This window comes from Lacticaseibacillus camelliae DSM 22697 = JCM 13995 (assembly GCF_001311195.1).
GTDB lineage: Bacteria > Bacillota > Bacilli > Lactobacillales > Lactobacillaceae > Lacticaseibacillus > Lacticaseibacillus camelliae.
Genome location: NZ_BBAJ01000038.1, coordinates 1 through 21,425 on the forward strand (window position 1 = coordinate 1; position 21,425 = coordinate 21,425).

Sequence of the window (21,425 nt, forward strand, 5' to 3'; positions counted from 1 at the left end):
CCGAGCACGCCCATGTCGATCATCGACCGGCCCCGATCTTGGCGCCGATGTTGATGATGGCGCCCATCATGATCACGGCGTTGTCGTCGATGGTGACGTGCTCGCGAATGATGGCGCCGGGCTCGATGCGGGCGTTTACCTTGCTGATGTCGAGCATCGGCACGCCGGTGTTGCGGCCGAGCGTTTCGACGCGCAGCTGCGAGATGGCACCGCGATTTTCATCGAGCCACGGCGAAAGCCTGGCGGCATCCCCGTACAGCTGGCCAGTTTTGACGTCGAGAAACGCCTGGACGCCGGCCGGCACCGCCGTGAGCTTTTCAATGTTGCCTGCCAAAGTCACGTGCATCGGCGTGGTTTTCGGGGCGCTGGCGATGTAATCGATAATTTGTTCCGCGTTAAATTCAGCCATGTTTTTTTCCTCCTAGAAAATGAAAAAGTCCATCCGGCAACGCTCGCCAGATGGACAGCAAATAGTCCAATTAATTGACGATAGCGCCCCGCATTACTGCGACAGTCCGCCGGATCTTCTCCAGCGGCCCAACCGCTCACCGTTCACACGCCGGTGAGGATTTCGGCGGTGTTCCCTTTCGCCTGCCTTCAGCGCATGTGCTTTGCTCGGGCAGGTTACTGATGGCGACCGCAACCTCTATCTTTTTCGTATGTAATTGACATTAGCTTACGATTAAAACTCACCCTCGTCAACCCTTGACACGGACCGACCGCTTTGGTTATGTTGGAGCCAATTGATTAGAGGACGGGGAGACAAACATGAAAGTCATCAAATTTGGGGGGTCATCACTGGCCACCGGCGCACAACTGGCCAAAGTGGTTAAAATCGTGCAGGCCGATGCGACGCGCCAGGTCGTGGTCGTGTCCGCGCCGGGCAAGCGCAGCAAAACCGACGTGAAAGTCACCGACCTGCTGGGCCAGCTGGCCGACCAGGTGCTTGCGGGCAAGAATCCCGAAGCGCTGATCGAAACCATTCTGGCGCGCTACACCGAGATCCAGCAGCACTTTGCCCTGACCGATGACGTGGTGGCCCGGCTGCGACAGCACCTGCAGCGACTCGCCAAGCCACCTACCCCGGCGTGGACTACCTCCGCTCGGCCTTCATGGCGCAGGGGGAGCACATGAACGCGCAGCTGGTGGCGGCCGTGATGGCGCACCTAGCATGAACGCACGGTTCGTCAGCCCCAAGGAACTCGGCATCACCCTGACCGGCAAGCCCGGCGCCGCCCTAGTGGACGAGGAAAGCTACGGCCGCCTCGCCCAGTTTGTCTTGCAGCCCGGTGAGATCATTGTCGTGCCCGGCTTTTACGCCTATGACGAGGCTGGCAACATACTGACCTTTGCCCGCGGAGGGTCGGATATCACGGGCTCGATCCTCGCCAAGGGCCTGGCCGCCGACTTGTACGAAAACTTCACCGACGTGTCCTGGGTCTACGCCGCCGATCCCGGCATTGTCGACCACCCGCGCGCCATCAACACCCTGACCTACCGGGAAATGCGGGAACTCGCCTACGCCGGTTTCTCCGTCTTCAACGACGAGGCGCTGATCCCCGTGATCGAGGCGGGCATCCGCGTCAACATCAAAAACACCAACCAGCCGGACGCGCCTGGCACAATCATTGCGCCGACCAAAAACGTCCAGCATCACCACCACATCACCGGCGTGGCGGCCAAAAAAGGCTTCACCGCGCTTTACCTGCACCACTACCTGATCAACCAGGAAGTCGGCTTCACCTTGAAGCTGCTGCAGATCCTCGCCAAGTACGGCGTCTCCTATGAGCACATGCCGTCTGGGATCGACGACCTGACCATCATCATCGACGAAAATCAGCTCACGCCGCAGATCAAGGACCAAATTGCCGCCGAGGTGCGCGCCCAGATTCACCCCGACGAGCTCGAATGGCTGCCCGACTTCGCCATTGTGATGGTGGTCGGCGAAGGTCTGTACGCGCGGCCGGACCTGGTCGCCCGCATCATGGTGGCGCTGGCCGACGCCGGCATCGAGCCTTCTGTCATCAACCAAGGTGCATCGAAAATCGGGCTGATGCTGACGGTGCCAACGGCCAAGGCGGCAGCCGCAGTGTCGGCGATTTACGCGCTCAGCTGCCACAAACAAGAGGCCGCCGCGACCAAGTAACCGAAGTAACAGGAAAACCGACGAGGCTGAGACACAAAGCGGTTTTAGCCCAAAACGCAGGCGTCCCTGCATCACGATTCGCACTTCGAATCGTGATGCAGGGGCGTTTGCGTGTCTGGGCGTTGCTTTGTGGAACGCGACTTCGGGAATTATGTCTCAGCCTGATCGGTTTTTAGTTTGACCAGGTAAAAATCCCCCAGCGTTTCGTGGTCTTCGGCGGCTTCAACGTCTCAAAGCGCTTGACCGCGATGCCTGACGTCGCCTCAGCGCGAAAGTCGACCGCCAGCAGGAAGTCCAGCAGCTGCGCCGTGAGTTCGTCGGTGTGGCCCGGCGATTGCACCAACCGCGCGTCGAGCCAGGCGCTGGGGATTTTATAGTCATCATACCAGCGCCGCACCCCATCGGCCGGTTCGTCATCAAAGCGCAACACGCCGTCGATTTGCCGGGCGACCTTCGCGATGTCAATTGTTCTGACTTGCGGACCGAACAGCCAGCGCACCTCGAAGTCGTGCGCTGGCTCAAAATCGTAAAGCCCCGCCAGCGAGTACTTGTCCTGCAGGCTGCGAATGCCCATTTTCTCGAGGCTAGCGGCTGCGGCCTGCCAGCCCTTGTCCGTTCGTGAGGCGCCGTAGACAAGGATCTCCAGGTCCTTGTCCGCCGCCTTGGTGGCAAAGGCGCCCGCCTGCGAACCGCGCATCAAATCCAGCGTGATCAGAATCCCGGTGAGCATTTTGCCGCCTTGAACCGGATCCATCATGCCAAACAGGCGCATCGGGATGTCCTGCACAATTGTGGGGTAGTTGGCCAGGTAACGCTTCAGGTAAGGGGTACGGAAACGGACCTGCGGCGCCACCAGCACGGCGTCGATGTGCGTCCCAATGTCATAGGCCGTGTCGGGCCGGACCGCATCCACGCTGCCATAGGTGAACACTAGGTCGGTGGAGGAAACCCGCTCATATTGCAGAAAGCTCCTAATGTCGTCCATGCGCGCGGTCAGGCTGGGTTCATTCGCGTTGATGCCCTTGACCATTCGGGCGCAGAACAGGCTGGATGAGCCGCCGCCTGCACAACAGAATAAAATGTTCAACTGGCCGCCTCCCCGTATTCGTTGCCTTCTATTTTATCACAGCAAAAAAGCAGCAGACCGCTTGAATCGGTCCGCTGCTAGGCTTTTGGAAACGGCGTTAGAACTTGTAGTTCCAAGCCGGCACTTCAGTACTCTTGTAAGTCTTCTTGATGACATTGGCCACGGCCTTAGTCTGGTAGGCCTTCACGATTTTCTTGTACGTCTTGTTGTTGCGATCCTGCTTGCGGGCCACAATGATGTTGATCCAAGGCTGAGACTTCTTGGTGATCTTCTCGCGGTAAATCGCCTTTTCCGGATTCAGCTTAGCGTCAACCGCAATGCCGGAGTTGATGACCGACGCGTCAACGTCCGCCAGTGTCCGCGGCAGCTGCGCGGCGTCCAGCGGCTTGACCTTGAGATCCAGCTTGTTGGTCTTGATGTCGGCAGGAGTTGGCAGCTCAGTGTTCTTCAGCGTGATAAAGCCGGCGGTTTCCAGCAGCTCAAGCGCCCGGCCTTCGTTGGTCGGGTCGTTTGGAATCGACACGGTGTCGCCCTTCTTCAAGTCGTTCAGGCTGGAGATTTTCTTGGAGTACACAGCCAGCGGCGCCAGGACGGTTTTGCCGATGCTGACCAGATTGCCCTTGTTGGACTTGTTCCAGTTATCCAGGAAGAACTGGTGCTGGAACGCGTTCAGGTCAATGTCCCCAGCCTCGACCGAGGAGTTGGCTGGTTGTAGTCGCCAAACTCTTTGATTTTCAAGTTGATGTGCGCATTTTCCTTATCCAGCTGCTTCTGGACGGCCTTCCACACCGTCTTATCCGCGCCGACGATGCCGACCGAGACGTTCTGGGTCTTCGGGGCCGCGGATGCACTCTTGCCACACCCGGCCAGCAGTGTTCCCAATGCAACAGCTGCAACTGCCAAAACCTTAAAGCGTAATTTCATGATTGATCCTCCTCAAATTTTTTCCTGCGGGTGAAACGATGTTCAGTGGGCGATGGTGCGAGGTGGCTGCTCTAGCCAATCGTGCAGGCACGATTGCCATCGAGTGGCAGGCTGTAGACGGCAAAGCGCTAACAGGCGCTGCTTCTCTAGCAGGTCGCGCAAGCGCGACCCGCGTCGAGTGGCAGTCCGTAAGTGGTAAACCACTAACGGACTGCGCAAAAAAGTCCGCCCACTTCTAACTTGGTTAGTTAGAAGTGAGCGGACCCACGGTACCATTCTAATTCGGCTGGCGAACCAGCCCTCAGCAACAGACAATCATCTGTGTGCGAGATAATGGTCGCCGTCCATCACAGCCTTGCTTACGCTCGGTGTGCCTATTCTGTCAAGCCATCTTCGCGCTGCCTCACTACCCCGCTCTCATCAACTCGGGTTTTCTGGTCAGTCCCAGCTGCGCTACTCACTTAACGTCGTTTCAGTAATTTTTAACTTAACGTCAGAATAGCACAGCAAATTTTAATGTCAACCGTTGCATTTTAAAAAGTTTACGCCTATCTTTTGGTGCGAAGGAGTGATCACACCATGGACGAAGCAACAGCATTTTTGCAGCAATTAGTACAAATTGATACCAGCACGAATGCGACCAACGAATCGCAGGTCGCGCACGTGATTCAAAAGAAACTGGCCGATGCCGGAATCGACAGCAAGCTGATTCCTTACGCCAAAAATCGCGACAACCTGGTCGCCGAGTTCGGAACCGGCAAGCCGATTTTTGCCTTCACCGGGCACCAGGACGTCGTCAACACCGGCGACCTCAGCAAGTGGACGTATCCGCCGTTTGAGGGCCACATCGGAGACGGCAAGCTGTACGGCCGCGGCGCCTCGGACATGAAGTCCGGCCTAGCCGCCGAGGTCCTGGCCTTCATCGCGCTCAAGCAAAGCGGCTTTGACCACCACGTCCGCCTGATTCTCACCATCGGCGAGGAGTACGGCGCGATGGGCGCCCAGCAGCTGACCGACGCCGGCTATGCCGACGACATTGACGCGCTGCTGGTCGGCGAGCCGACCGCCGGAAAAATCGAGTTTGGCCACGCCGGTTCATACAACTACAAGGTCAAGAGCTACGGCAAGTCCGCTCACTCCTCACTGCCGGCGCTGGGCACCAACGCCATCGTGAAGCTAACTGACTTCATCGTCGCCGAACGCCACCTGTTCGACGACGTCCCGGTCGATCCGGTCATCGGGCCGCTGGTGCACAGCGTCACCGTGCTGAAGGCCGGCGATCAGGTCAACACCATCCCCGACTACGCCGAACTGGCCGGCAACATCCGGCCGACGCCGAGCTTCATCAACGAAAAAGTCACGGCGCGCCTCAAGGACGCCGTGGCCAAAATCGATGCGGCAGGTGCCGGCTCGCTCAAGTTCGAGCTGACTCACACCTTCTACCCCGTTTTGACGCCGACCGACAGCAAGCTGGTCACCCGCGCCAATGAGGCCATCGAGTCCGTTTCCGGCAAGAAGCTGGCCCTGACGATTTCCCACGGCGCCACCGACGCCTCCGACTTCACCAAGTCCAAGAACAAGTTTGAGACCATCATTTACGGTCCTGGCGACGAGGACAAAAACCTCAGCCACCAGATCAACGAGTACGTCTCCCTGGACCGCTACCACACCGTGATCAAGGAGTACGAGGCCATCGTGCGGCACTACTTCGACTGATCAAAACGAGTGAGTCGTCAAACAGGGCAGGAATCCGTCACAGATTCCTGCCCTGTTTTTTACTGATTTGGTGGGCCGCTCAGCGCCTGGTCCAGTGCTCGATTTTTGATTCGGTGGCGATCAGGACTTCATCGGTCATGCCGAGAAACAGGCCGTGCTCGACCACGCCCACCGTGCTGTCCAGCATGGCCGCCAGCCCGGCCGGAATCGGGAGCGGGTCGACATGCAAGTCGATGATGTAGTTGCCGTAGTGCGTGACGTACCGGCTGCCATCAGCCTTGAGGCGGTAAGCGGGCTGCAGGCCCTGCGCTTCAAAGCGGCGGAAGTTTTGCTCACACGATACCGGCAGGACCTCGACCGGCAGCGGAAAGCCGCCGAGGCGGTCGACCACTTTGCTTTGATCGACGATCCAGACGTTGTGCTTGGCGTTGATCGCGACATTTTTCTCCAGCGTCAGCGCCCCGCCGCCGCCTTTGATGCCGTCGAGGTGGTGATCGACGCGGTCGGCGCCGTCGATGCACAGGTCCACCTGGTCAATGTCCGCAAGCTCGCTGACCGTGAACCCGTTTTGTTCAAGCTGCTCTTTGGAGCGGTTCGACGTCGTGACGATGGCCTTCAAATTCAGCGGGGTCTGCTGGTTGCGCGCCCCTAGCAGGTCGATGAAAAAGGCCACCGTCGAGCCGGTCCCAACGCCGAGCACCGTATTCGGCCGCACCATTGCGACGGCTTGCGCGGCCGCCTGCTTCTTCAGTTCATCCTGAGTTGCCATGATTGCCTCCTGAGCGAATTGTTTTTCCTTTCTCAGTGTATCGAGGCGCCAGGCCCGGCGCAAACTTTTTTGGCTGGGTGCTGAAACAAAATTTCACTGCCAGGCCCGATGCGCTATCATAAGAACAAAAGGAGGCCGCGTTTATGTTAGCAGTCGGATTAATGTCAGGCACTTCCCTGGATGGGGTGGACGCCGCTCTAGTCGAGATCACCGGTGTCAGTGAAGAGACCAAGGTTCAGCTGAAGCAGTTCACGACTGTCCCCTTCAGCGCCGCGCAAAAGGCCCAGATTGCGGCCCAGCTGGCCAACGCCACGTCCAGTGTGGAAGTGCTGTGCAGCCTCGACTTCGCCTTGGGCCACGCGTTCGGCAACGCAGTGCTGGCGGTTTGCCAAGCGGCCGGCGTGCCGAGCGCCAGCCTGGGCTTTGTGGCCAGCCACGGGCAGACATTGTATCACCTGCCGGACCCACCCACAGGCGAAACGCGCAGTACCCTGCAGCTGGGCAATGCGGCCATCATCGCGGAGCTGACGCACACCACCGTGGTCTCCGACTTTCGCTCCCGGGACATGGCCGTCGGCGGTCAAGGGGCGCCCATTGTTCCCTACTCCGAATACGTCCTGTACCGCAGCCCCGCGCACACGCGCATTTTGCAAAACATCGGCGGGATCGGCAACGCGACGATCATCAAGCAAAACGCCCAACTGGAAGACCTGTTTGCCTTCGACACCGGCCCCGGCAACATGGTCATCGACGAGCTCTGCCGCCACTTTTTCCACACGGAGTACGATGACGGCGGCAAGCACGGCGCAGCGGGCACGGTCAACCAGGCGGTGCTGCAGGAACTGCTGAAGCACCCTTACTTCGCCGAGCAGCCGCCCAAAACCACCGGCCGCGAAGTGTTTGGTCAGCAATATACTGAAGGGTTACTTGCTCGGTACCACTTGGCGCCAAACGACTGGATCGCCACGGCCACCGCACTCACTGCCCAGACCATCGCCGATGCGATCAAGCCGTTTGCGCCAGCGGGCACGCAGCTGATCGTCGGTGGCGGCGGCAGTTACAATCCCACCCTGCTTGCCATGCTGGCACAGGCGGCCCCTGGCGTTGAGGTCCTGACCCAGGAACAGTTGCTTCCGCTCCGACGCCAAGGAGGCCATTGCCATGACGATTCTCGGCAACCAAACCCTGCATCACTTGCCCAGCAACGTCCCCAGCGCCACCGGAGCCAGCCGACCGGTGATTTTGGGCAGTATCACTTATTACGCATAGCCTTTTGGGTCTACCGCTGCCGTGGTAGGCCCTTTTGCGTGCTCAACAGGCACACAAAAGGGCCGCCGACAACATTGCCGGCGGCCTTGGTGCCAATTTTACATGTGACCCTTCTTCAGGAAGTAGCTGTGCTCTTCGGTCATGAAGATCACCGCGAAGAGCGCGCAGAACCCGTAAAAGAACGCCGACGCCACACTGTTCATGTGCGGCCAGATCAGATACGGGATGATCATCACCAGAAACGCCGACAGCGCCCAAATCCAGCGGTTAATGTTGATGTTCCGCGCTTTGAGCCCGGCGATCGCCCACTGACTCAGAGCGAGCACAACCAGAAAGCCGGCGAAGACGAGTAACCAGTAAAACATATCAGCACCTCAAATCCTGTTAGTTAGTGGCAGCCTCAGCGTCACGCTTAGCCTGAGATTCAGAATCCTGGCCGTTGCCGCTGATTTCATCAGAGTACATCTTGTTATCGTAGGCCTTAACGAATGGGAAGTAAATCACCGTCGCCACGACCAGGTTGAACAAGATCAGCACAACCATGCGCCAGTCGTTCCCAGCGGACAGGTAACCACCAATTGGGGCTGGCAGCGTCCAAGCAGGGATCGTGGTGAAGCCGTTGACCAAGCCGAACTTAACGGCAAAGTACGAAATCGTCGTCAAGACCAGTGGGACCAGGTTGAACGGAATGAACATGTACGGGTTGAGCATCATTGGCGCGCCGAAGATCATCGGCTCGTTGATGTTGAAAATGGCAGGCACGATGGAGAACCGGCCGACTTCCTTCAAAAACTTAGACTTGCAGATCGTCAGGAACATCATCGCAACGACCAGGGTCGCCCCGGCACCACCAATGGTAACGGTCCACTGGTAGAACTGTTCAGGGGCAATGTATGGCAGTTTGGTTGCCGCGGTGCCCTTCGCCAGCGCATCGGCGTTGGCGTTCAGCATGATCAGCCACATCGGCCGAACAACGGAACCAACAATGGACATCCCGTGGATCCCGAAACTCCAGAGCAGGTGGATCAGGAACATTGGCAGCAAAGCCCCGAGCAGGTTGTTGCCCAGTATGTTAGTCAACGGCTGGAACAGCGCCAGCAGCGCGGCGTTAACGTCAAAGCCGAGCACATCGCGGATCACCCACACGAAGGTGAGAATCACGGCGCCTGGGATCAGCGCTTCAAACGAACGGGCAACCGCTGGTGGCACCTGCTCGGGCATTTTGATCGTCACGTTGTGCGTCTTGAAGAAGCGATAAACCTCAACCGCGAAAATCATGGCCAAGATGCCGCCGAACATGCCGGAAGCACCCAGGTTAGCCATCGGAATGACAAAACCAAGCGGCTTTGCCTTCGGGGTCAGCACGTTAATTGGCTGCTGCAGCATGAAGAACGCACCCAGTGACAAGATCCCACCGGTGACGCCATCCAAGTTGTAGGACTTGGCCAAATCTTGACCCATGACGAACGTGGCGTAAATCGCCATCAGGCCCATGGTCATCCGGTACGGGATCACGATGGTCGCTGAGTACGGTGCCAAGGCATCAGCCCACGCCTTAATTGGCAGGTTGATGAAAACCATGAAGAACGTCCCGATCAAAACCAGGGACAGTGAGGACACAACCCCGTTACGAATGGCTAACAGATGGCGCTGAGTCCCAATCTTCGCCATTGGTGGGACGAGTCTTTTCTCGACCCACTTCATCATCTTATCCAAACTACTCACTCCTAACCTAACTTGAGAATAATTGCATCTGGGCGGTTTTGAAAGCGCCTTCACCCTGAAGTTTACCAGCCTGAAATTAAATTTCAACTGATTTGGCTAAAAAATCTGAAATTCTGTCATTTCATTTTACGGTAAAAATTGGTCTAGGCAATTACAACAACCGCTTCTTGTAATCACGAATGACCTGGTGCGAATCCGCCAAGGCCTTGGAGGTCTGCTTGAAGTTGCGGCTGACAAAATCATAGAAAATAATGTCGACGATCATGAACTGAGCCAGCAGGGAGTTGGTCGCCGCGATGCGGTTGGCCGCCTCCTTGGGCTGCGAGGTGTGCACCGCAATGTCCGACTGCTTGGCCAGGCTGTTGTTGCCAAAGCGGGTCAATGAGACCAGCTTCACGCCAATTTTCTTGGCAAACTGCGCGGCCACCAACACTTCAGGCGTCTCCCCCGAGTTGGAGATTAACCACAGCACATCCCCGGGACGCGCATTGACCAGCTTGGGCAAAAGCGAGTTCAGGTCATTATCAGCGACGGCCGGGGTGCCGATGCGATTCCACTTCTGACAAATGTTTTCGGCGGTCAGATTCGAAGCGCCGATACCAAACACAAACAGTTGCTTGGCCTTGCTCACGGTTTTGACCAACGCCGCGACCTCGTCTTGGTTGACCTGGTCCGTGGTTTCGCGAATCGACTGCAAGGCACTGGACAAAAGCTTACTTTTGATCGATGGCAGCGGCTCATTGGGCGTGATGTCCGCGAAGTTCTGCGGATCATCGGGCGTCTTGGTCAAGTCAGATGACAGCAGGATCTTCAGCGTGGTGAAGCCATCGATGTCCAGACTCTTCGTGAGCCGGATCACCGAGGCGGGAGAAGACCCTGCCGCCTTCGCCAAGCTGGCTGCGGTCATGCCGATCACTTGCTCCGGGTGAGCGAGAATGAATTTCGCCACCTTATCCTCCGCCTCGGACAATTCTGCCCGCGCGTTCAGGATCCATCCCCGTACTGACATTGGTATACCTCCTTCAAAAACAAGAATACGTGCCCACCAATAACCTGACAAGCGATTTTGTCAGTTTTCCTCACATTTCATGAAAAACTATTTCAGGATTTTCAGGGCTTTGGCGATAAACCCGTCGCTTTGCTTCAGGGCCGCCTTCGCGTTGGCTAAATCTGTGTCCGCGTCAATCATGACAATGGCCACTTTCGGCTCGTGCTCAGCCGCTTCGTAGTACTTTGCCGCCGTGGCAAAATCAACGCCCGTGGCCGCCATGATAATGCGCTTGGCCCGGTCGACCAGCTTGATGTTGGTCGGCTTCACGTCGACCATCAAGTTGCCGTAGACCTTGCCCAACTTGATCATGCAGTCGTGGAGAGCATGTTCAGCAGCAGTTTCTCCACGGTGCCGGCCTTCATGCGCGTGGACCCGGTGACGACTTCCGGGCCGACAACCGCTTCGATCACCAGGTCGGCATGGGCCGAAATGGCGGCGCCGTGGTTGCAGGACAAGGCGGCCGTGCCGGCACCGACACTTTTGGCGTAATCGAGCCCGCCAATCACGTACGGCGTGCGGCCCGAGGCGGCCAGGCCAACAACAAAGTCCTTGGCGCTTAACGCATGCGCCTTGAGGTCGGCCGCGCCGCCTTCTTGACTGTCCTCAGCGCCTTCCACGGCCTCGGTCATGGCCCGCTTGCCGCCGGCGATCAGCCCCTGCACCATCTCGGGGGAAACCCCGAACGTCGGCACACACTCCGCCGCGTCGAGTACCCCCAGCCGGCCGGAAGTCCCGGCCCCGATGTAAAACAGGCGCCCCCCCTGGCGAAAACTGGCCACGACCTGGTCGACGATTTGCGTCAACGGGGTCATCACCTCAGGGGCGGCAATGACCTTGGGCACCTGCTGGTCCTGCTGGTTGATGGTTTTCAAAATGTCTGCCGTGCTCATGACGTCAATGTGCGTGGTCGCGGGATTACGCGCCTCAGTTGTGTTTTCCATTGTTAAGCTCCTTACTCGAATCAAATAGCCAGGTCCAGGCCTGCACCAGTGCCCGGGTCCAGAAGAACCAGTCATGCTCACCCGGCCCAGTCTGGTACGTGACCGGCAGGCTCAGGTCCTGCGTCAAAAAGTCGTTGAAGTCATCGTTGACCTGCTTCATGAAGTCGGCATCCCCGATGGTGTGGTACCACCGCAGCCGCCCAAGCGCTTGCTGATCTGCGGCCTTCAGCGTCTGCCGCAGCAGATCCGTCGGCACCTTTTCGCCAAAGACGCGCCGGTAGTCCGGCATGATGCTCGGCACCACGGCGAGATCGACCACCGGGGAGATCGCGGCCACCGCACTGAACCAGTCCGGGTGCGCTGCGGCCAGCATCATGGCACCGAAACCACCCATGGAATTCCCGGCCACGTAATTGTTAGCGGCGGTGGCGTCCAGCGGCAAGAGCTGCCGCATGGTCGGGATCAGCTCCTTCGTGAGATAATCGAAGTACGGCGCCCCGGCCGCCTCGTTTTGATAGAAGCTGCGGTCCATTTCCGGCATGATAACCGCCACGTTATCGCGCACTGCCAGCGGTTCAATGGCCGTTTTGCGCTGCCAGCCGGAGCCGTCATCGCCCAGGCCGTGAAACAGCCACAGTGTGCGCAGCGGCTGGCTTGGCAACTGATCCGGCAGCACCACGGTGGTCCGCATCTGGTTTTGCAGGCGCTGCGACGCCCGCGTTAATGTGATCAAGGCCATTTTGATCAGGTCCTTTCTTCTTTACTCGTTCCCTTTATAAAACAAAAAAACCAAATAATTCAATAAAACCTTGAAAAAATATTTCACGTTGCTAAGATGTAAGGGTAATCAACCCGCACAATTCCAGACAGGGAGGCAGCACCATGACGTATCAAATCGGTATCGACAGCGGCGGCACGCACATTGTCGCCACCGCCTGGGATGACAGTGGCAACCAGCTGGCCCAAACCACCGCCGGGCCTGGCAACATCCTGCTGGACGGTCCAGGCACGATGCGCAACTTGCAGCGCGTGATCAAACACCTGGCCGCAGATCTATCCGACCAGCACTGCACGCAGATCCTGGCAGGAATCGCCGGGGTCGCAACCACAGGCAACGGCGCCAGCGTGGCGGCTCAGCTGGAAAAGGACCTCGGCATCCCCACCGCCGTGATCAACGACGCTGAACTGGCGCTGCTGAATGGGCTGGAAGGCGCTGATGGCACGCTGGTGATTGCCGGCACCGGCTCAATCACGTACGGCCGGCAAAACGGCCAGTTCCTGCGCGTTGGCGGCTGGGGGCAGCTGCTTGGCGACACCGGTTCGGCCTACCAGATCTTCGCTTTGGCGATGAAAAAAAAGCGCTGGCGGCCCATGACCGCGGCGAGGGCAGTCCCCTGATCACGCTTTGCGAGGCGCTGCTTGAGGCCAACTCGATGCCGTCCGCCGTGCGCCGCTTTTACCAGCTGGATCGCGCGCACCTTGCCGCCTTTGCGGCCAAGGTGGCAGCCGCGGCTGATGATGGTAACGAAGCAGCCCAGCGCGTGATCACGGAATCGGCCCGGGCGCTCGCCCAGGAAGTCTTAGTCCTGCTGAACCGCTACGCTGAGCCGACCCCGCTCAAGCTGGCACTGTCCGGATCGGTGCTGGTTCATAATGAAAGCTTCCGGCACACCCTGATCGAAACCATCCGCGCGCGCTACCCAATTCAAGCCCGGGTGGTCACGACCAACAACTCGCGCGGGGTGCTGTTCTGGCACCGGTGGCAAGAAAAAGAAGCATAGTCACGATCCGGGTCTGCAACGCCTGAGTGCCTTAATCAGGCTAAAAGCGCAGACCCTACGCAGCCTTATATTCGGAGGAATGTATTTTGACAATGCGGCAACTCGGCCTTTCGATTTACCCGGATCACAGTGATTTCGAGAAGAACAAGGCCTATCTGGAACTCGGCAAGAAGTACGGCTTCACCCGCCTGTTCATGAGCATGCTGGAGGCCGGCAATTCAGTAGACGAAACCAAGGCGAAGTATCAAAAAATCGTCGACGTGGCCAAGCAGCTCGGCTACCAAACCATCATCGACGTGTCCCCGCGCATTTTTGACCAGCTGGGGATCTCCTACTCCGACCTCAAGTTCTTCGCCGACCTGCACGTCGACGGCATTCGGCTGGACCAGGGCTTTGACGGCGCGACGGAGGCCCTGCTTTCATACAACCCGTATGGCCTGATCATCGAGCTGAACATGTCCAATAACGTCGACTACCTCAACAACATCATCAGCTACCAGGCCAACACGCCTTACCTTTACGGCTGCCACAACTTCTACCCGCAAGTCGGCACGGCCTTGCCGTACGACTTCTTTGAGGCCTGCTCCAAGCGCTTCCGCCAGTTCAATATTCACTCTGCCGCGTTTGTCGCCAGCCAGGTCGGGAACATGGGCCCGTGGAACGTCAACGACGGCCTGCCGACTTTGGAAGCCGACCGGCGCCTGCCCATCGAAGTTCAGGCCAAGCACCTGTGGGCTTCGGGCCTGATCGATGACGTGCTGATCGGCAACGCCTACGCCAGCGAGGACGAACTGAAACGGCTCAGCCAGATCAACCGCTACCAGGTCCAGTTCCACATTGATTTCGTCAAGGACGTCAATGACATTGAGAAAACCGTGGCGCTGACCCCGCAGCACTTCCGCCGCGGCGACATCAACCCCAACGTGATCCGTTCGACCCAGCCGCGAGTCACCTACAAGGCGGTGCCGAACGCCCCGCACGATAACGAGCAGGAGTTCCAGCGCGGCGACGTGCTGGTCGGCAACGACGGCTTCGGCATTTACAAAAACGAGCTGCAAATCGTCCTCCAGCCACACAAAGAGCCGCGGAAAAATAAAATTGGGACGATTGCGCCGGAAGAGCTGATGCTGCTGGACTTCATCAAGCCGTGGAGCAAGTTCAAGTTCATCAGCTGAAACTTTTCTGGCCGATAAGGCTTGACGGTTCCTCAATCTAACCGTATACTCATTTTCAACAAATCAAATTGCAATGAGAAAGACCAGTAATCAACAGTTGTCATTCAGCGAGCTTCGTGAGGTGCAAGGAAGCATGGCGACAGTTGGTGAATATCCCTTTCGAGCAGGGCCCCGAACCAAGAGTAACGGGTCATGGCTGCCACCCATTACAGTGGCCGTGTATCGCCTTCGGGCCGTACATGTCGAGGCGAAGCTGGCGACAGTTTCGCGTACTCAAGGTGGTAACGTGCAAAAGCACCCTTGATCTCCAGTTGGAGATCGGGGTGCTTTTTCTTTTTCTCATGGCAAGCGCATTAGCGCAGGAGGAATGTTGATGGACTCACTAACTGAACCAAAATTAAAAACGCGCGACTATGTGGTGGTCGCCTCAATGCTGTTCGGCCTGTTCTTCGGCGCCGGCAACCTGATTTTCCCGCTCCACCTCGGCCAGCTCGCCGGGGCCAACTGGCTGCCGGCCGCGCTGGGCTTCTTGGTGACCGCGGTGGTCCTGCCGCTGCTGTCGGTGCTTGCCATTTCCGCCACCCACGCCAAGGGGGTCTATGACGTCGGCCTGCCGCTTGGCAAGTGGTTCGCCCTTGCTTCATGATCCTGATTCACGCGACCATCGGCCCGCTGTTCGGCACGCCGCGCACCGCGACCGTTGCCTTCACCACCGGCGTTGCGCCGATGCTGCCAAAAGCGGCGGCCCAAGGCGGCCTGCTGGTCTTCTCCGCGCTGTTCTTCGTGGCCGCATTCCTGCTGTCCTACAAGGAAACCAAGATCACCAGCGCCATCGGTAAGGTGCTGAACCCGACTTTTCTGGTCCTGCTGTTCGTCCTGTTCTTCGCCGGCTACCTGAACCGCATGGGCAGCGTTGGCGCGGCGGCCGTGACAGCTGATTACAAGTCCGCCGGCTTCCTGAACGGCTTCCTGCAGGGCTACAACACGATGGACGCGCTGGCAGGGCTGGCCTTTGGCGTCACCGTCGTCACCGCGGTGCGCGGCCTTGGCCTGAAAAAAGACGGCGACGTTGCCAAGTTCACGGCCAAGGCTGGGGTCCTGGCCACCGCCGCCATCGGTTTGGTTTACCTCCTGCTGATCGGCCTGGGCGCGATGTCCGTCAATCACTTCGCCGTCAGCTCCGAAGGCGGCACGGCGTTCAACCAAATTGTCACCTACTACTTTGGCGCCGCCGGCCACGCGCTGCTGGCCGCGATGCTGACGCTGACCTGCCTGACCACCGCGGTGGGGCTGGTCGCAGCCTTCGCACAGGACTTCCACAAGCATTTTCCGAAGGTCAGCTACCGCGCCTGGCTGGCGATGATGAGCTTTGCGTCCTTTTTGACCGCCAACTTCGGCCTCGACACCATCATTCAGTGGTCAACGCCGATGCTGATGTTCCTGTACCCGCTGGCGATGGTGCTCATTGGCCTGTCCGTCGCCTCGCACCTGTTCCACCGCGACCCGGTCGTTTACGGCTTCGTGGTCGCGTTCACCGTGGTGCCGGCCTTGATGGACATGGTTGCCTCGTTCCCTGCCGTGATCTCAAAAAGCGGCTTCGGCCTTGCCATCACGCATTTCCGCGACGCCTACCTGCCGTTTTCCAGCCTCGGTTTGGGCTGGGTCGCGCCTGCGCTGGTTGGCCTGGCGATTGGCCTGACGATCCACTTTGTCCGCCAGCACCAAGCCGCCGCGGCATCGGAGCTGGACTAACGCACGCCCTGCCGCTTTGAAGTTTTTCCCAAAAGCCTGAGCGGCAGCCTTGTGCAAAAAGGTTTATGTCAATTACGTAAATGCCAGCCAAAACGGTTGGCATTTTTTTGTTAAACATGAGATACTAACTTTAAGTCAGTGCCACCCAAGGAGAAAAAAATGGATGCACAACTCACCAATTACCTAATCAATCAAGCCAGCGGCGTCGTGATCGCGTACCTGCTGATCACCCGCGTGGAGCACCGCCTCGATGTGCTGATCGAAGAGGTCACCAAGCTGACCAAGGAGATCGCCGCCGTCGGCAAGTTGGGAAGTGAACTCAATGGCTGAACTAGTCGCTGATGTCTCCTCCTGGAACCCGGACACCGCCGCCTTTTTCCAATCGCTGAAAAAAAAGGCCGGCGCCAAGGCGGTGATCGTCAAGCTGTCGGAAGGCACAACCTACCGCAACCCCAAGGCCCCAGCGCAGATCAAAAACGCCTGGGCCGCGGGCATGCATGTCCATGGTTACCACTACGCCAGGTTCCAAACCGTCGACCAGGCCAAGGCCGAGGCGCGCCACTTCGCCGCCACCGCCAAGCTGCGCGGCCTCAACCACACCAGCGTGATGGCGCTGGACTTGGAAGACGCCAGCATCAAAGGCGACACGACTGCCCGCGTGGCGGCGTTCATCACCACGCTCAAGCAGGCCGGCTACCCGAAAGTGGACCTGTACACCAGTGCCAGCTGGATCTGGTACCACCGCGTGAACCTGGCCAAGCTGGTGAAGCTCAACCTGTGGATCGCCCGCTACCAGGCCGACCAGCCCGGCGTGGATAGTGTTGGCACCTGGCAGTTCACTTCGAACTTTCACGGGCTGAAAGTCGACATGAGCTACGATTTCTTTGGCTACTACAGCAAGGTTTAGACACTGCAGCGCCCGTCATCCGTAACGGATGGCGAGCGCTGTTTGCGTTATTTGTGGAAAAACTTGGCGACTTGCTCAACGTAACCGTGCTCGGCGTTGACCCGGCGCAGCAGCGGCAGGTCATGCGTCGACGTCTCCCCAGTTTCGCGCAGGTGGCGATACAACTCAGGATACGGCACGTGCTGCTGAATGGCGCGCTGGATCTCCTTTTGGATGTCGTAATCGACCTTGCGGAACGCCACGTCCACGCGGCCCAGGCGGTCGATGTGCAGCAGCGCGTAATGCGCCCGCTGGTCGGCGAAGAACTTGTGCCACGGCGAGTACGGCTGCCGACCGCACCGGGATTGACCACGAGCTGGCCGGCCGACGTCTGGCGCATCAGCTGCTGGTGCGTGTGCCCGTAGACAGCGAGATCCTGATCCGCCGTCAGGAACTGGTCAAAATGGTCCTGCGGCTGGGTCGGATACAAGTCACGGCCGCCGGGACGCGTGCGCTGATTGTGCGCCACACCGATTTTAAGGCCGTTGACCGTGCGCTCGCCGGCGATCGGGTGGCCTTGAAGCATCCGCCACTGCGCGGCGCTCACGTGCTGGCAGGCGTATTCGACCAGCCGCGCCACGTAGACATCCCCCGGATTATCCAGGTGAAAGCGGCCGGCCATGATTGCGTACATGTCCAGCTCCCAGTTGCCGTTCAGCCACACCTCAGGATGGACGGCCTGGAGCAGTTGGATCAGCCCCACGTCCGCCGGGCCGGGCAAGAACAGATCGCCCAGAAACCAGTACTGCGTGGCGGCGTGCTTGTTCGCATCGGCCAGCACGGCGGCCAGCGCCGTCTGGTTGCCGTGCACGTCCGCCATCACCGCAATCGTTTCGTCTTGCATAACCCCCGCCTCCTTGAGGTTATCATACGAAATGGGATGAGGCTGTCAAGCGGTGGCGATTGTTGAACGCAGCAAGTCAAATCTTTTGAACTTCGCCGCCAACCCGGTTAAGCTGACCCTGGAGGTGGTACCATGCAAATCAAACATGATGTCGTTTACGACGCGGCCAATCACCTGACCCTGGATATTTACGGCCCGGACGGGGTGGCGCGCGGCGGGATCATTCAGATCCACGGCGGGGGCTGGTTCCGCGGCGACAAGGCCAAAGACGAGGACTGGGCCGAGCGCTGGGCGGCGCGCCAGTACGAGGTGCTGGTCCCGAACTACCGCATCGCCCCGGCCTTCCACTACCCGGCCGCTCAAGCTGACATGGAGACGCTGATGACCTGGGTGAAAACCGCGCAGCTGCCGTTTGATAAACATCACTTGGCCGCAGTCGCAGCTCCGCCGGTGGCAATATGGCCGTCGAGCTTGCCATTAAGTACGGCGTGCCCGCCATTTCCCTTTCCGGCATTCTGGACATTGGCAACTGGCTGAGCCAACACCAGGACGTCGACGCGGCGGAAGGCGACACTAGCGACTTCAACCAGCGGGCCAGCGCGACCATTAATCAGGACGGGCCCAACGACCCCTTTTACAAGTGGTTCATGACGAACTACATCGCGCCGGCCGACTATGCAAAGGCCTCACCGGCACCGCGGGTCACTGCCAAAACCGGCCCGCTGTACCTGGCCAATTCGCTGAACGAGTTCGTCCCGACCAGCGGCCTGTTCCAAATGGGTGAGGCCCTGAGCCGTGCGCAAGTACCGTTCACCCTGCGCACCGTGGTCGCAGCCGTCACGCCAAGGGTTACCTTGATGATGTGTTCGATGAACTCAACCTATTTTTGAATAAGATGATCTAGCCAACTTGGCGACGCCTCACCCATGCTGCACGCGTGGATGAGGCATTTTTTTAGCCGCCGGCCGCCAAATGATTCACCCGTTGAATATTCTGCTGGTGTGAACCGGGTTCACTGTGATACACTTCACATAATCCATGAAAGCGTTTTTATAGGGAGGACTTTTTATGAAGAAGATCACGATTATCGGTGCCACCATTTTGATGACGCTGAGTCTCGCCGCGTGCGGCAACAGCAGCAGTTCCTCGGATAGCAGCAGCAAGAGCTCCAGTGCCAAGACCGCGCCCAAAGCGGCCAAGGTGAAGATCAGCACCGGCGCCGTTAAAGATGCCACCGTCCCCGGCAAAGGGACGCTGGTCATGCGCCAGCTGTACGCCGCACCGCACGGCAAGCAGTCATTTGCCGCCGTCACCGTGACGCTGAATGGGGACACCATCGTCGACGCGAAAATCGATGAGTTCCAGTACGTCGCCAAAAGTGCGGACTGGACCGCCGTTCCGAACGGGGATTCAGACTTCGGCAAGGGCTTCCCCAAGGGCCAGATCCTGATCGCCAAATACCAAAATAGCAAGCCTTACTCCGCGTTAATGAAAAAGGAAGCCAAGGCGACCCACACCTGGCAGGAAAACGCGAATGCCATCGAATCCTTCGTCAAGGGTAAGACCATTGACGAGGTGAAGACCGCAGTCGGCGACGTGGGCGCTACCAAGAAGGTCAGCGACGTCGTGTCCGGCGCGACCTTTGTGGACACCAAGGGCTACCTGCAGGCGATTTACGACGCCGCGACAACCGGCATGGTCTCCACCGGGATCGAAACGACCGATAACAACGTCACCACCGGCCAGACCCTCGCTGCCCCTCACGGCAAGCAGTCCTTTGCCATCGTGACCGTCGCGATGCAGGGCGACAAGATTGCCGACACCTTCGTCGACGAGTTCCAGTACGTGCCAAGCAGCGACTTCGGCGGCGTGCCGAACTCCGACAGCGACTTTGGTAAGACCACCAAGGCCGGCACCGTCCTCGCTCCGAGCGCGCCAACGACGACGCCTACTCCAGTCTGATGAAAAAGGAAGCCAAGGCGACCCACACTTGGCAGGAAAACGCCGACGCCATCAACGACTTCGCCAAGGGCAAAACCATCGCGCAGCTCGAAGCCGCAACTAAAGAGTTAGACGGCAAGACCAAGAAGAGTGACATCACCGACGTGGTCTCCGGCGCGACCTTCGCCGACACCGATGGCTACCTGAAGTCGATCATCGACGCCGCTAAGTTGGCCAAGTAACCACCGCCAAACCGCAAAAATAGGCATCCCGGCCCGCGCCGAGATGCCTATTTGCATGTGTCGCTCTAAATCAGGTCGCCACCCTGAAAATCTTCCGGCCGGTACCAGGCGCGCACAGCGTCGGCAACAGACTGTTCCAGGTAGCTGACCTCGATGTTCTCGTTGTCGTCCCCTTCGCGCACGTTGATCACCACGTGGGCGACCTGCTTTTTGGCCAGCCAGTAGCTGGTGTTGACCTCAAGCGACTGAATGTTTTCGCGGCGCACAAAGAACCGCTGCCGGCGCCACCACCCGCCCTTTTGCAGGACCAGCAAGTCCGGCGAGATGATTTTCACGCCGGCGCTGCGGGCGGCGTACGCCCCTTGAAGCGCGGTAAACACGAGCCAGGCCAGGCTCAGTCCTAGCGCGATGGGCAGCCAGCGCGCCCGCCAGAAATAAATGGCGAGCGAAATGCCCACGGCCAGCCCCACACCGGTCAGCACAGCGTTGCGGATGTAGTACCAGTACCGCTTGCGCAAAACCGGCTGAAGCGCCGGCACCGCCGCCGGCAGCCACGTGATGAAGCGGCGCATGGTGGCCAGCGCCTGGTCCTCCTTGACCACCGGCATCAGGACCATTGCGTTACTGGTCTCATCGTCCGAGGCGTTCGAGGCGATCAGCCCCTGCACCGTCGTCAGGTGAAACCACTGGCGCACCACCGTCTGCGAAAAGCGCACCGCCTGCAGTTGGCGCAGCCGCGTGCTGACCTGGGTGCGCTTCAGCAGGCCGCGCGCCGCCGTCAACGTGTCGCCATTTTGCGTCAGGGTGAACTGGTAGTATTTTTGCAGCAGGCGCAGGTAGGAAATCAGAATGCCAATAATCAGCGCAAACACGATGAGCGCCAGCAAGGCCGCGGCGGCCAGCTGCGCCATGTAGCGGTCAAGGTTGTGCTCCCAATCCTTGGGGACGATGTCGTCAAACTTGTCCCAGAGCCACAGCGCCCCGGTCAAAATCGGGATAAACCCCAGAGACGTCAAGGCGTACAGGTTCAGGTCATGAGTGGAAATCGTGTAGCGCGCGGTCGGCGATTCGGCCTCAAATCCGGCAGCCGGCGTCTCCCCAGCTAACTGCGCCTGG

17 protein-coding genes, 5 pseudogenes and 1 riboswitch are annotated in these 21,425 nt (G+C 58.9%); of the genes and pseudogenes, 12 read left to right on the forward strand and 10 right to left on the reverse strand.

Annotation, left to right across the window (positions count from 1 at the left end; all coding sequences use genetic code 11):
* Positions 1-19: 19 nt before the first annotated feature.
* Entirely contained in the window at positions 20-409 is a 390-nt protein-coding gene (locus JCM13995_RS08100; RefSeq protein WP_054664425.1) for an LbetaH domain-containing protein, read from the reverse strand.
* A gap of 73 nt (positions 410-482) precedes the next feature.
* Positions 483-657: riboswitch (Lysine riboswitch) on the reverse strand.
* Between the two features lie 111 nt (positions 658-768).
* On the opposite strand from JCM13995_RS08100, the pseudogene JCM13995_RS08105 reads away from it, so the two are divergent.
* Positions 769-2,146, forward strand: a pseudogene (locus JCM13995_RS08105) (aspartate kinase).
* A 172-nt stretch (positions 2,147-2,318) separates the two neighbouring features.
* Here the strand turns inward: JCM13995_RS08105 and JCM13995_RS08110 are convergent.
* Both JCM13995_RS08110 and JCM13995_RS08115 read right to left on the reverse strand, forming a co-directional pair.
* Positions 2,319-3,233: a PTS sugar transporter subunit IIB gene (locus JCM13995_RS08110; protein WP_156314383.1), complete on the reverse strand. Its 915-nt coding sequence runs from the start codon at positions 3,231-3,233 to the stop codon at positions 2,319-2,321.
* 97 nt (positions 3,234-3,330) lie between these two features.
* Positions 3,331-4,157 (reverse strand): annotated as a pseudogene (locus JCM13995_RS08115) (MetQ/NlpA family ABC transporter substrate-binding protein).
* A gap of 579 nt (positions 4,158-4,736) precedes the next feature.
* Here JCM13995_RS08115 and JCM13995_RS08120 point away from each other — a divergent pair.
* Positions 4,737-5,873 carry an ArgE/DapE family deacylase gene (locus JCM13995_RS08120; RefSeq protein ID WP_054664432.1) on the forward strand — a complete coding sequence of 379 codons (1,137 nt, stop codon included), beginning with the start codon at positions 4,737-4,739 and terminating at the stop codon, positions 5,871-5,873.
* A 79-nt stretch (positions 5,874-5,952) separates the two neighbouring features.
* Here JCM13995_RS08120 and rpiA read toward each other — a convergent pair whose 3' ends face one another.
* Positions 5,953-6,642, reverse strand: coding sequence for a ribose-5-phosphate isomerase RpiA (gene rpiA, locus JCM13995_RS08125; RefSeq protein ID WP_054664436.1), 690 nt, complete (start codon positions 6,640-6,642; stop codon positions 5,953-5,955).
* A gap of 143 nt (positions 6,643-6,785) precedes the next feature.
* Here rpiA and JCM13995_RS18085 point away from each other — a divergent pair, with 143 nt between their 5' ends.
* Positions 6,786-8,264 (forward strand): anhydro-N-acetylmuramic acid kinase, encoded by a 1,479-nt coding sequence (locus tag JCM13995_RS18085; protein ID WP_439645210.1) that lies wholly within the window; start codon positions 6,786-6,788, stop codon positions 8,262-8,264.
* Positions 8,265-8,295: 31 nt separating this feature from the next.
* On the opposite strand, the gene JCM13995_RS08140 is transcribed toward JCM13995_RS18085, so the two are convergent.
* From JCM13995_RS08140 to JCM13995_RS08155, 4 genes and pseudogenes are all read right to left on the reverse strand, one after another.
* On the reverse strand, positions 8,296-9,627 hold the full coding sequence (locus tag JCM13995_RS08140; protein ID WP_054664442.1) for a PTS sugar transporter subunit IIC: 1,332 nt from the start codon (positions 9,625-9,627) through the stop codon (positions 8,296-8,298).
* A 160-nt stretch (positions 9,628-9,787) separates the two neighbouring features.
* Positions 9,788-10,645 carry a MurR/RpiR family transcriptional regulator gene (locus JCM13995_RS08145; protein ID WP_054664446.1) on the reverse strand — a complete coding sequence of 286 codons (858 nt, stop codon included), beginning with the start codon at positions 10,643-10,645 and terminating at the stop codon, positions 9,788-9,790.
* Between the two features lie 87 nt (positions 10,646-10,732).
* Positions 10,733-11,628 (reverse strand): annotated as a pseudogene (gene murQ / locus JCM13995_RS08150) (N-acetylmuramic acid 6-phosphate etherase).
* Positions 11,612-12,367 carry an alpha/beta hydrolase gene (locus JCM13995_RS08155; RefSeq protein ID WP_054664449.1) on the reverse strand — a complete coding sequence of 252 codons (756 nt, stop codon included), beginning with the start codon at positions 12,365-12,367 and terminating at the stop codon, positions 11,612-11,614. Before JCM13995_RS08155 ends, murQ begins: the two are co-directional and overlap by 17 nt.
* 143 nt (positions 12,368-12,510) lie before the next feature.
* Here JCM13995_RS08155 and JCM13995_RS08160 point away from each other — a divergent pair, with 143 nt between their 5' ends.
* The 6 genes and pseudogenes from JCM13995_RS08160 (at position 12,511) to JCM13995_RS08185 (ending at position 17,243) form a co-directional block, all read left to right on the forward strand.
* Complete coding sequence (locus JCM13995_RS08160) at positions 12,511-13,026, forward strand: BadF/BadG/BcrA/BcrD ATPase family protein (RefSeq protein WP_054664453.1); 516 nt, start codon at positions 12,511-12,513, stop codon at positions 13,024-13,026.
* A 35-nt stretch (positions 13,027-13,061) separates the two neighbouring features.
* On the forward strand, positions 13,062-13,409 hold the full coding sequence (locus JCM13995_RS08165) for a hypothetical protein (RefSeq protein WP_054664455.1): 348 nt from the start codon (positions 13,062-13,064) through the stop codon (positions 13,407-13,409).
* A gap of 86 nt (positions 13,410-13,495) precedes the next feature.
* Positions 13,496-14,584 (forward strand): DUF871 domain-containing protein, encoded by a 1,089-nt coding sequence (locus JCM13995_RS08170; protein ID WP_054664457.1) that lies wholly within the window; start codon positions 13,496-13,498, stop codon positions 14,582-14,584.
* Between the two features lie 373 nt (positions 14,585-14,957).
* A pseudogene (gene brnQ, locus JCM13995_RS08180) lies at positions 14,958-16,336 on the forward strand (branched-chain amino acid transport system II carrier protein).
* A 159-nt stretch (positions 16,337-16,495) separates the two neighbouring features.
* Positions 16,496-16,666, forward strand: a complete 171-nt coding sequence (locus tag JCM13995_RS16045) for a YvrJ family protein (RefSeq protein ID WP_225350801.1) — start codon at positions 16,496-16,498, stop codon at positions 16,664-16,666.
* Entirely contained in the window at positions 16,659-17,243 is a 585-nt protein-coding gene (locus JCM13995_RS08185; protein WP_054664466.1) for a GH25 family lysozyme, read from the forward strand. Before JCM13995_RS16045 ends, JCM13995_RS08185 begins: the two co-directional genes overlap by 8 nt.
* Here the strand turns inward: JCM13995_RS08185 and JCM13995_RS08190 are convergent.
* Positions 17,173-18,126, reverse strand: a complete 954-nt coding sequence (locus JCM13995_RS08190; RefSeq protein WP_225350802.1) for a metallophosphoesterase family protein — start codon at positions 18,124-18,126, stop codon at positions 17,173-17,175. The genes JCM13995_RS08185 and JCM13995_RS08190 overlap by 71 nt on opposite strands.
* 132 nt (positions 18,127-18,258) lie before the next feature.
* On the opposite strand from JCM13995_RS08190, the gene JCM13995_RS17725 reads away from it, so the two are divergent.
* The 3 genes and pseudogenes from JCM13995_RS17725 to JCM13995_RS08200 all read left to right on the forward strand — a co-directional run bounded on the left by JCM13995_RS17725 (position 18,259) and on the right by JCM13995_RS08200 (position 20,309).
* Positions 18,259-18,663: an alpha/beta hydrolase fold domain-containing protein gene (locus JCM13995_RS17725; RefSeq protein WP_369385673.1), complete on the forward strand. Its 405-nt coding sequence runs from the start codon at positions 18,259-18,261 to the stop codon at positions 18,661-18,663.
* Complete coding sequence (locus tag JCM13995_RS17730; protein ID WP_369385674.1) at positions 18,585-19,016, forward strand: hypothetical protein; 432 nt, start codon at positions 18,585-18,587, stop codon at positions 19,014-19,016. Before JCM13995_RS17725 ends, JCM13995_RS17730 begins: the two co-directional genes overlap by 79 nt.
* Before the next feature lie 178 nt (positions 19,017-19,194).
* Positions 19,195-20,309 (forward strand): annotated as a pseudogene (locus JCM13995_RS08200) (peptidoglycan-binding protein).
* 65 nt (positions 20,310-20,374) lie between these two features.
* On the opposite strand, the gene JCM13995_RS08205 reads toward JCM13995_RS08200, so the two are convergent.
* The coding region (locus JCM13995_RS08205; RefSeq protein WP_054664469.1) for a PH domain-containing protein at positions 20,375-21,425 on the reverse strand (1,051 nt) is incomplete at its 5' end.

What these genes read in the sequence shown, in the direction of transcription:
- JCM13995_RS08100 (WP_054664425.1), bottom strand. Translation starts at nt 409, where the DNA reads ATGGCTGAATTTAACGCGGAACAAATTATCGATTACATCGCCAGCGCC.
- JCM13995_RS08120 (WP_054664432.1), top strand. Translation starts at nt 4,737, where the DNA reads ATGGACGAAGCAACAGCATTTTTGCAGCAATTAGTACAAATTGATACC.
- rpiA (WP_054664436.1), bottom strand. Translation starts at nt 6,642, where the DNA reads ATGGCAACTCAGGATGAACTGAAGAAGCAGGCGGCCGCGCAAGCCGTC.
- JCM13995_RS18085 (WP_439645210.1), top strand. Translation starts at nt 6,786, where the DNA reads ATGTTAGCAGTCGGATTAATGTCAGGCACTTCCCTGGATGGGGTGGAC.
- JCM13995_RS08145 (WP_054664446.1), bottom strand. Translation starts at nt 10,645, where the DNA reads ATGTCAGTACGGGGATGGATCCTGAACGCGCGGGCAGAATTGTCCGAG.
- JCM13995_RS08155 (WP_054664449.1), bottom strand. Translation starts at nt 12,367, where the DNA reads ATGGCCTTGATCACATTAACGCGGGCGTCGCAGCGCCTGCAAAACCAG.
- JCM13995_RS08160 (WP_054664453.1), top strand. Translation starts at nt 12,511, where the DNA reads ATGACGTATCAAATCGGTATCGACAGCGGCGGCACGCACATTGTCGCC.
- JCM13995_RS08165 (WP_054664455.1), top strand. Translation starts at nt 13,062, where the DNA reads ATGCCGTCCGCCGTGCGCCGCTTTTACCAGCTGGATCGCGCGCACCTT.
- JCM13995_RS16045 (WP_225350801.1), top strand. Translation starts at nt 16,496, where the DNA reads ATGGATGCACAACTCACCAATTACCTAATCAATCAAGCCAGCGGCGTC.
- JCM13995_RS08185 (WP_054664466.1), top strand. Translation starts at nt 16,659, where the DNA reads ATGGCTGAACTAGTCGCTGATGTCTCCTCCTGGAACCCGGACACCGCC.
- JCM13995_RS08190 (WP_225350802.1), bottom strand. Translation starts at nt 18,126, where the DNA reads ATGCAAGACGAAACGATTGCGGTGATGGCGGACGTGCACGGCAACCAG.
- JCM13995_RS17725 (WP_369385673.1), top strand. Translation starts at nt 18,259, where the DNA reads ATGCAAATCAAACATGATGTCGTTTACGACGCGGCCAATCACCTGACC.
- JCM13995_RS17730 (WP_369385674.1), top strand. Translation starts at nt 18,585, where the DNA reads ATGGCCGTCGAGCTTGCCATTAAGTACGGCGTGCCCGCCATTTCCCTT.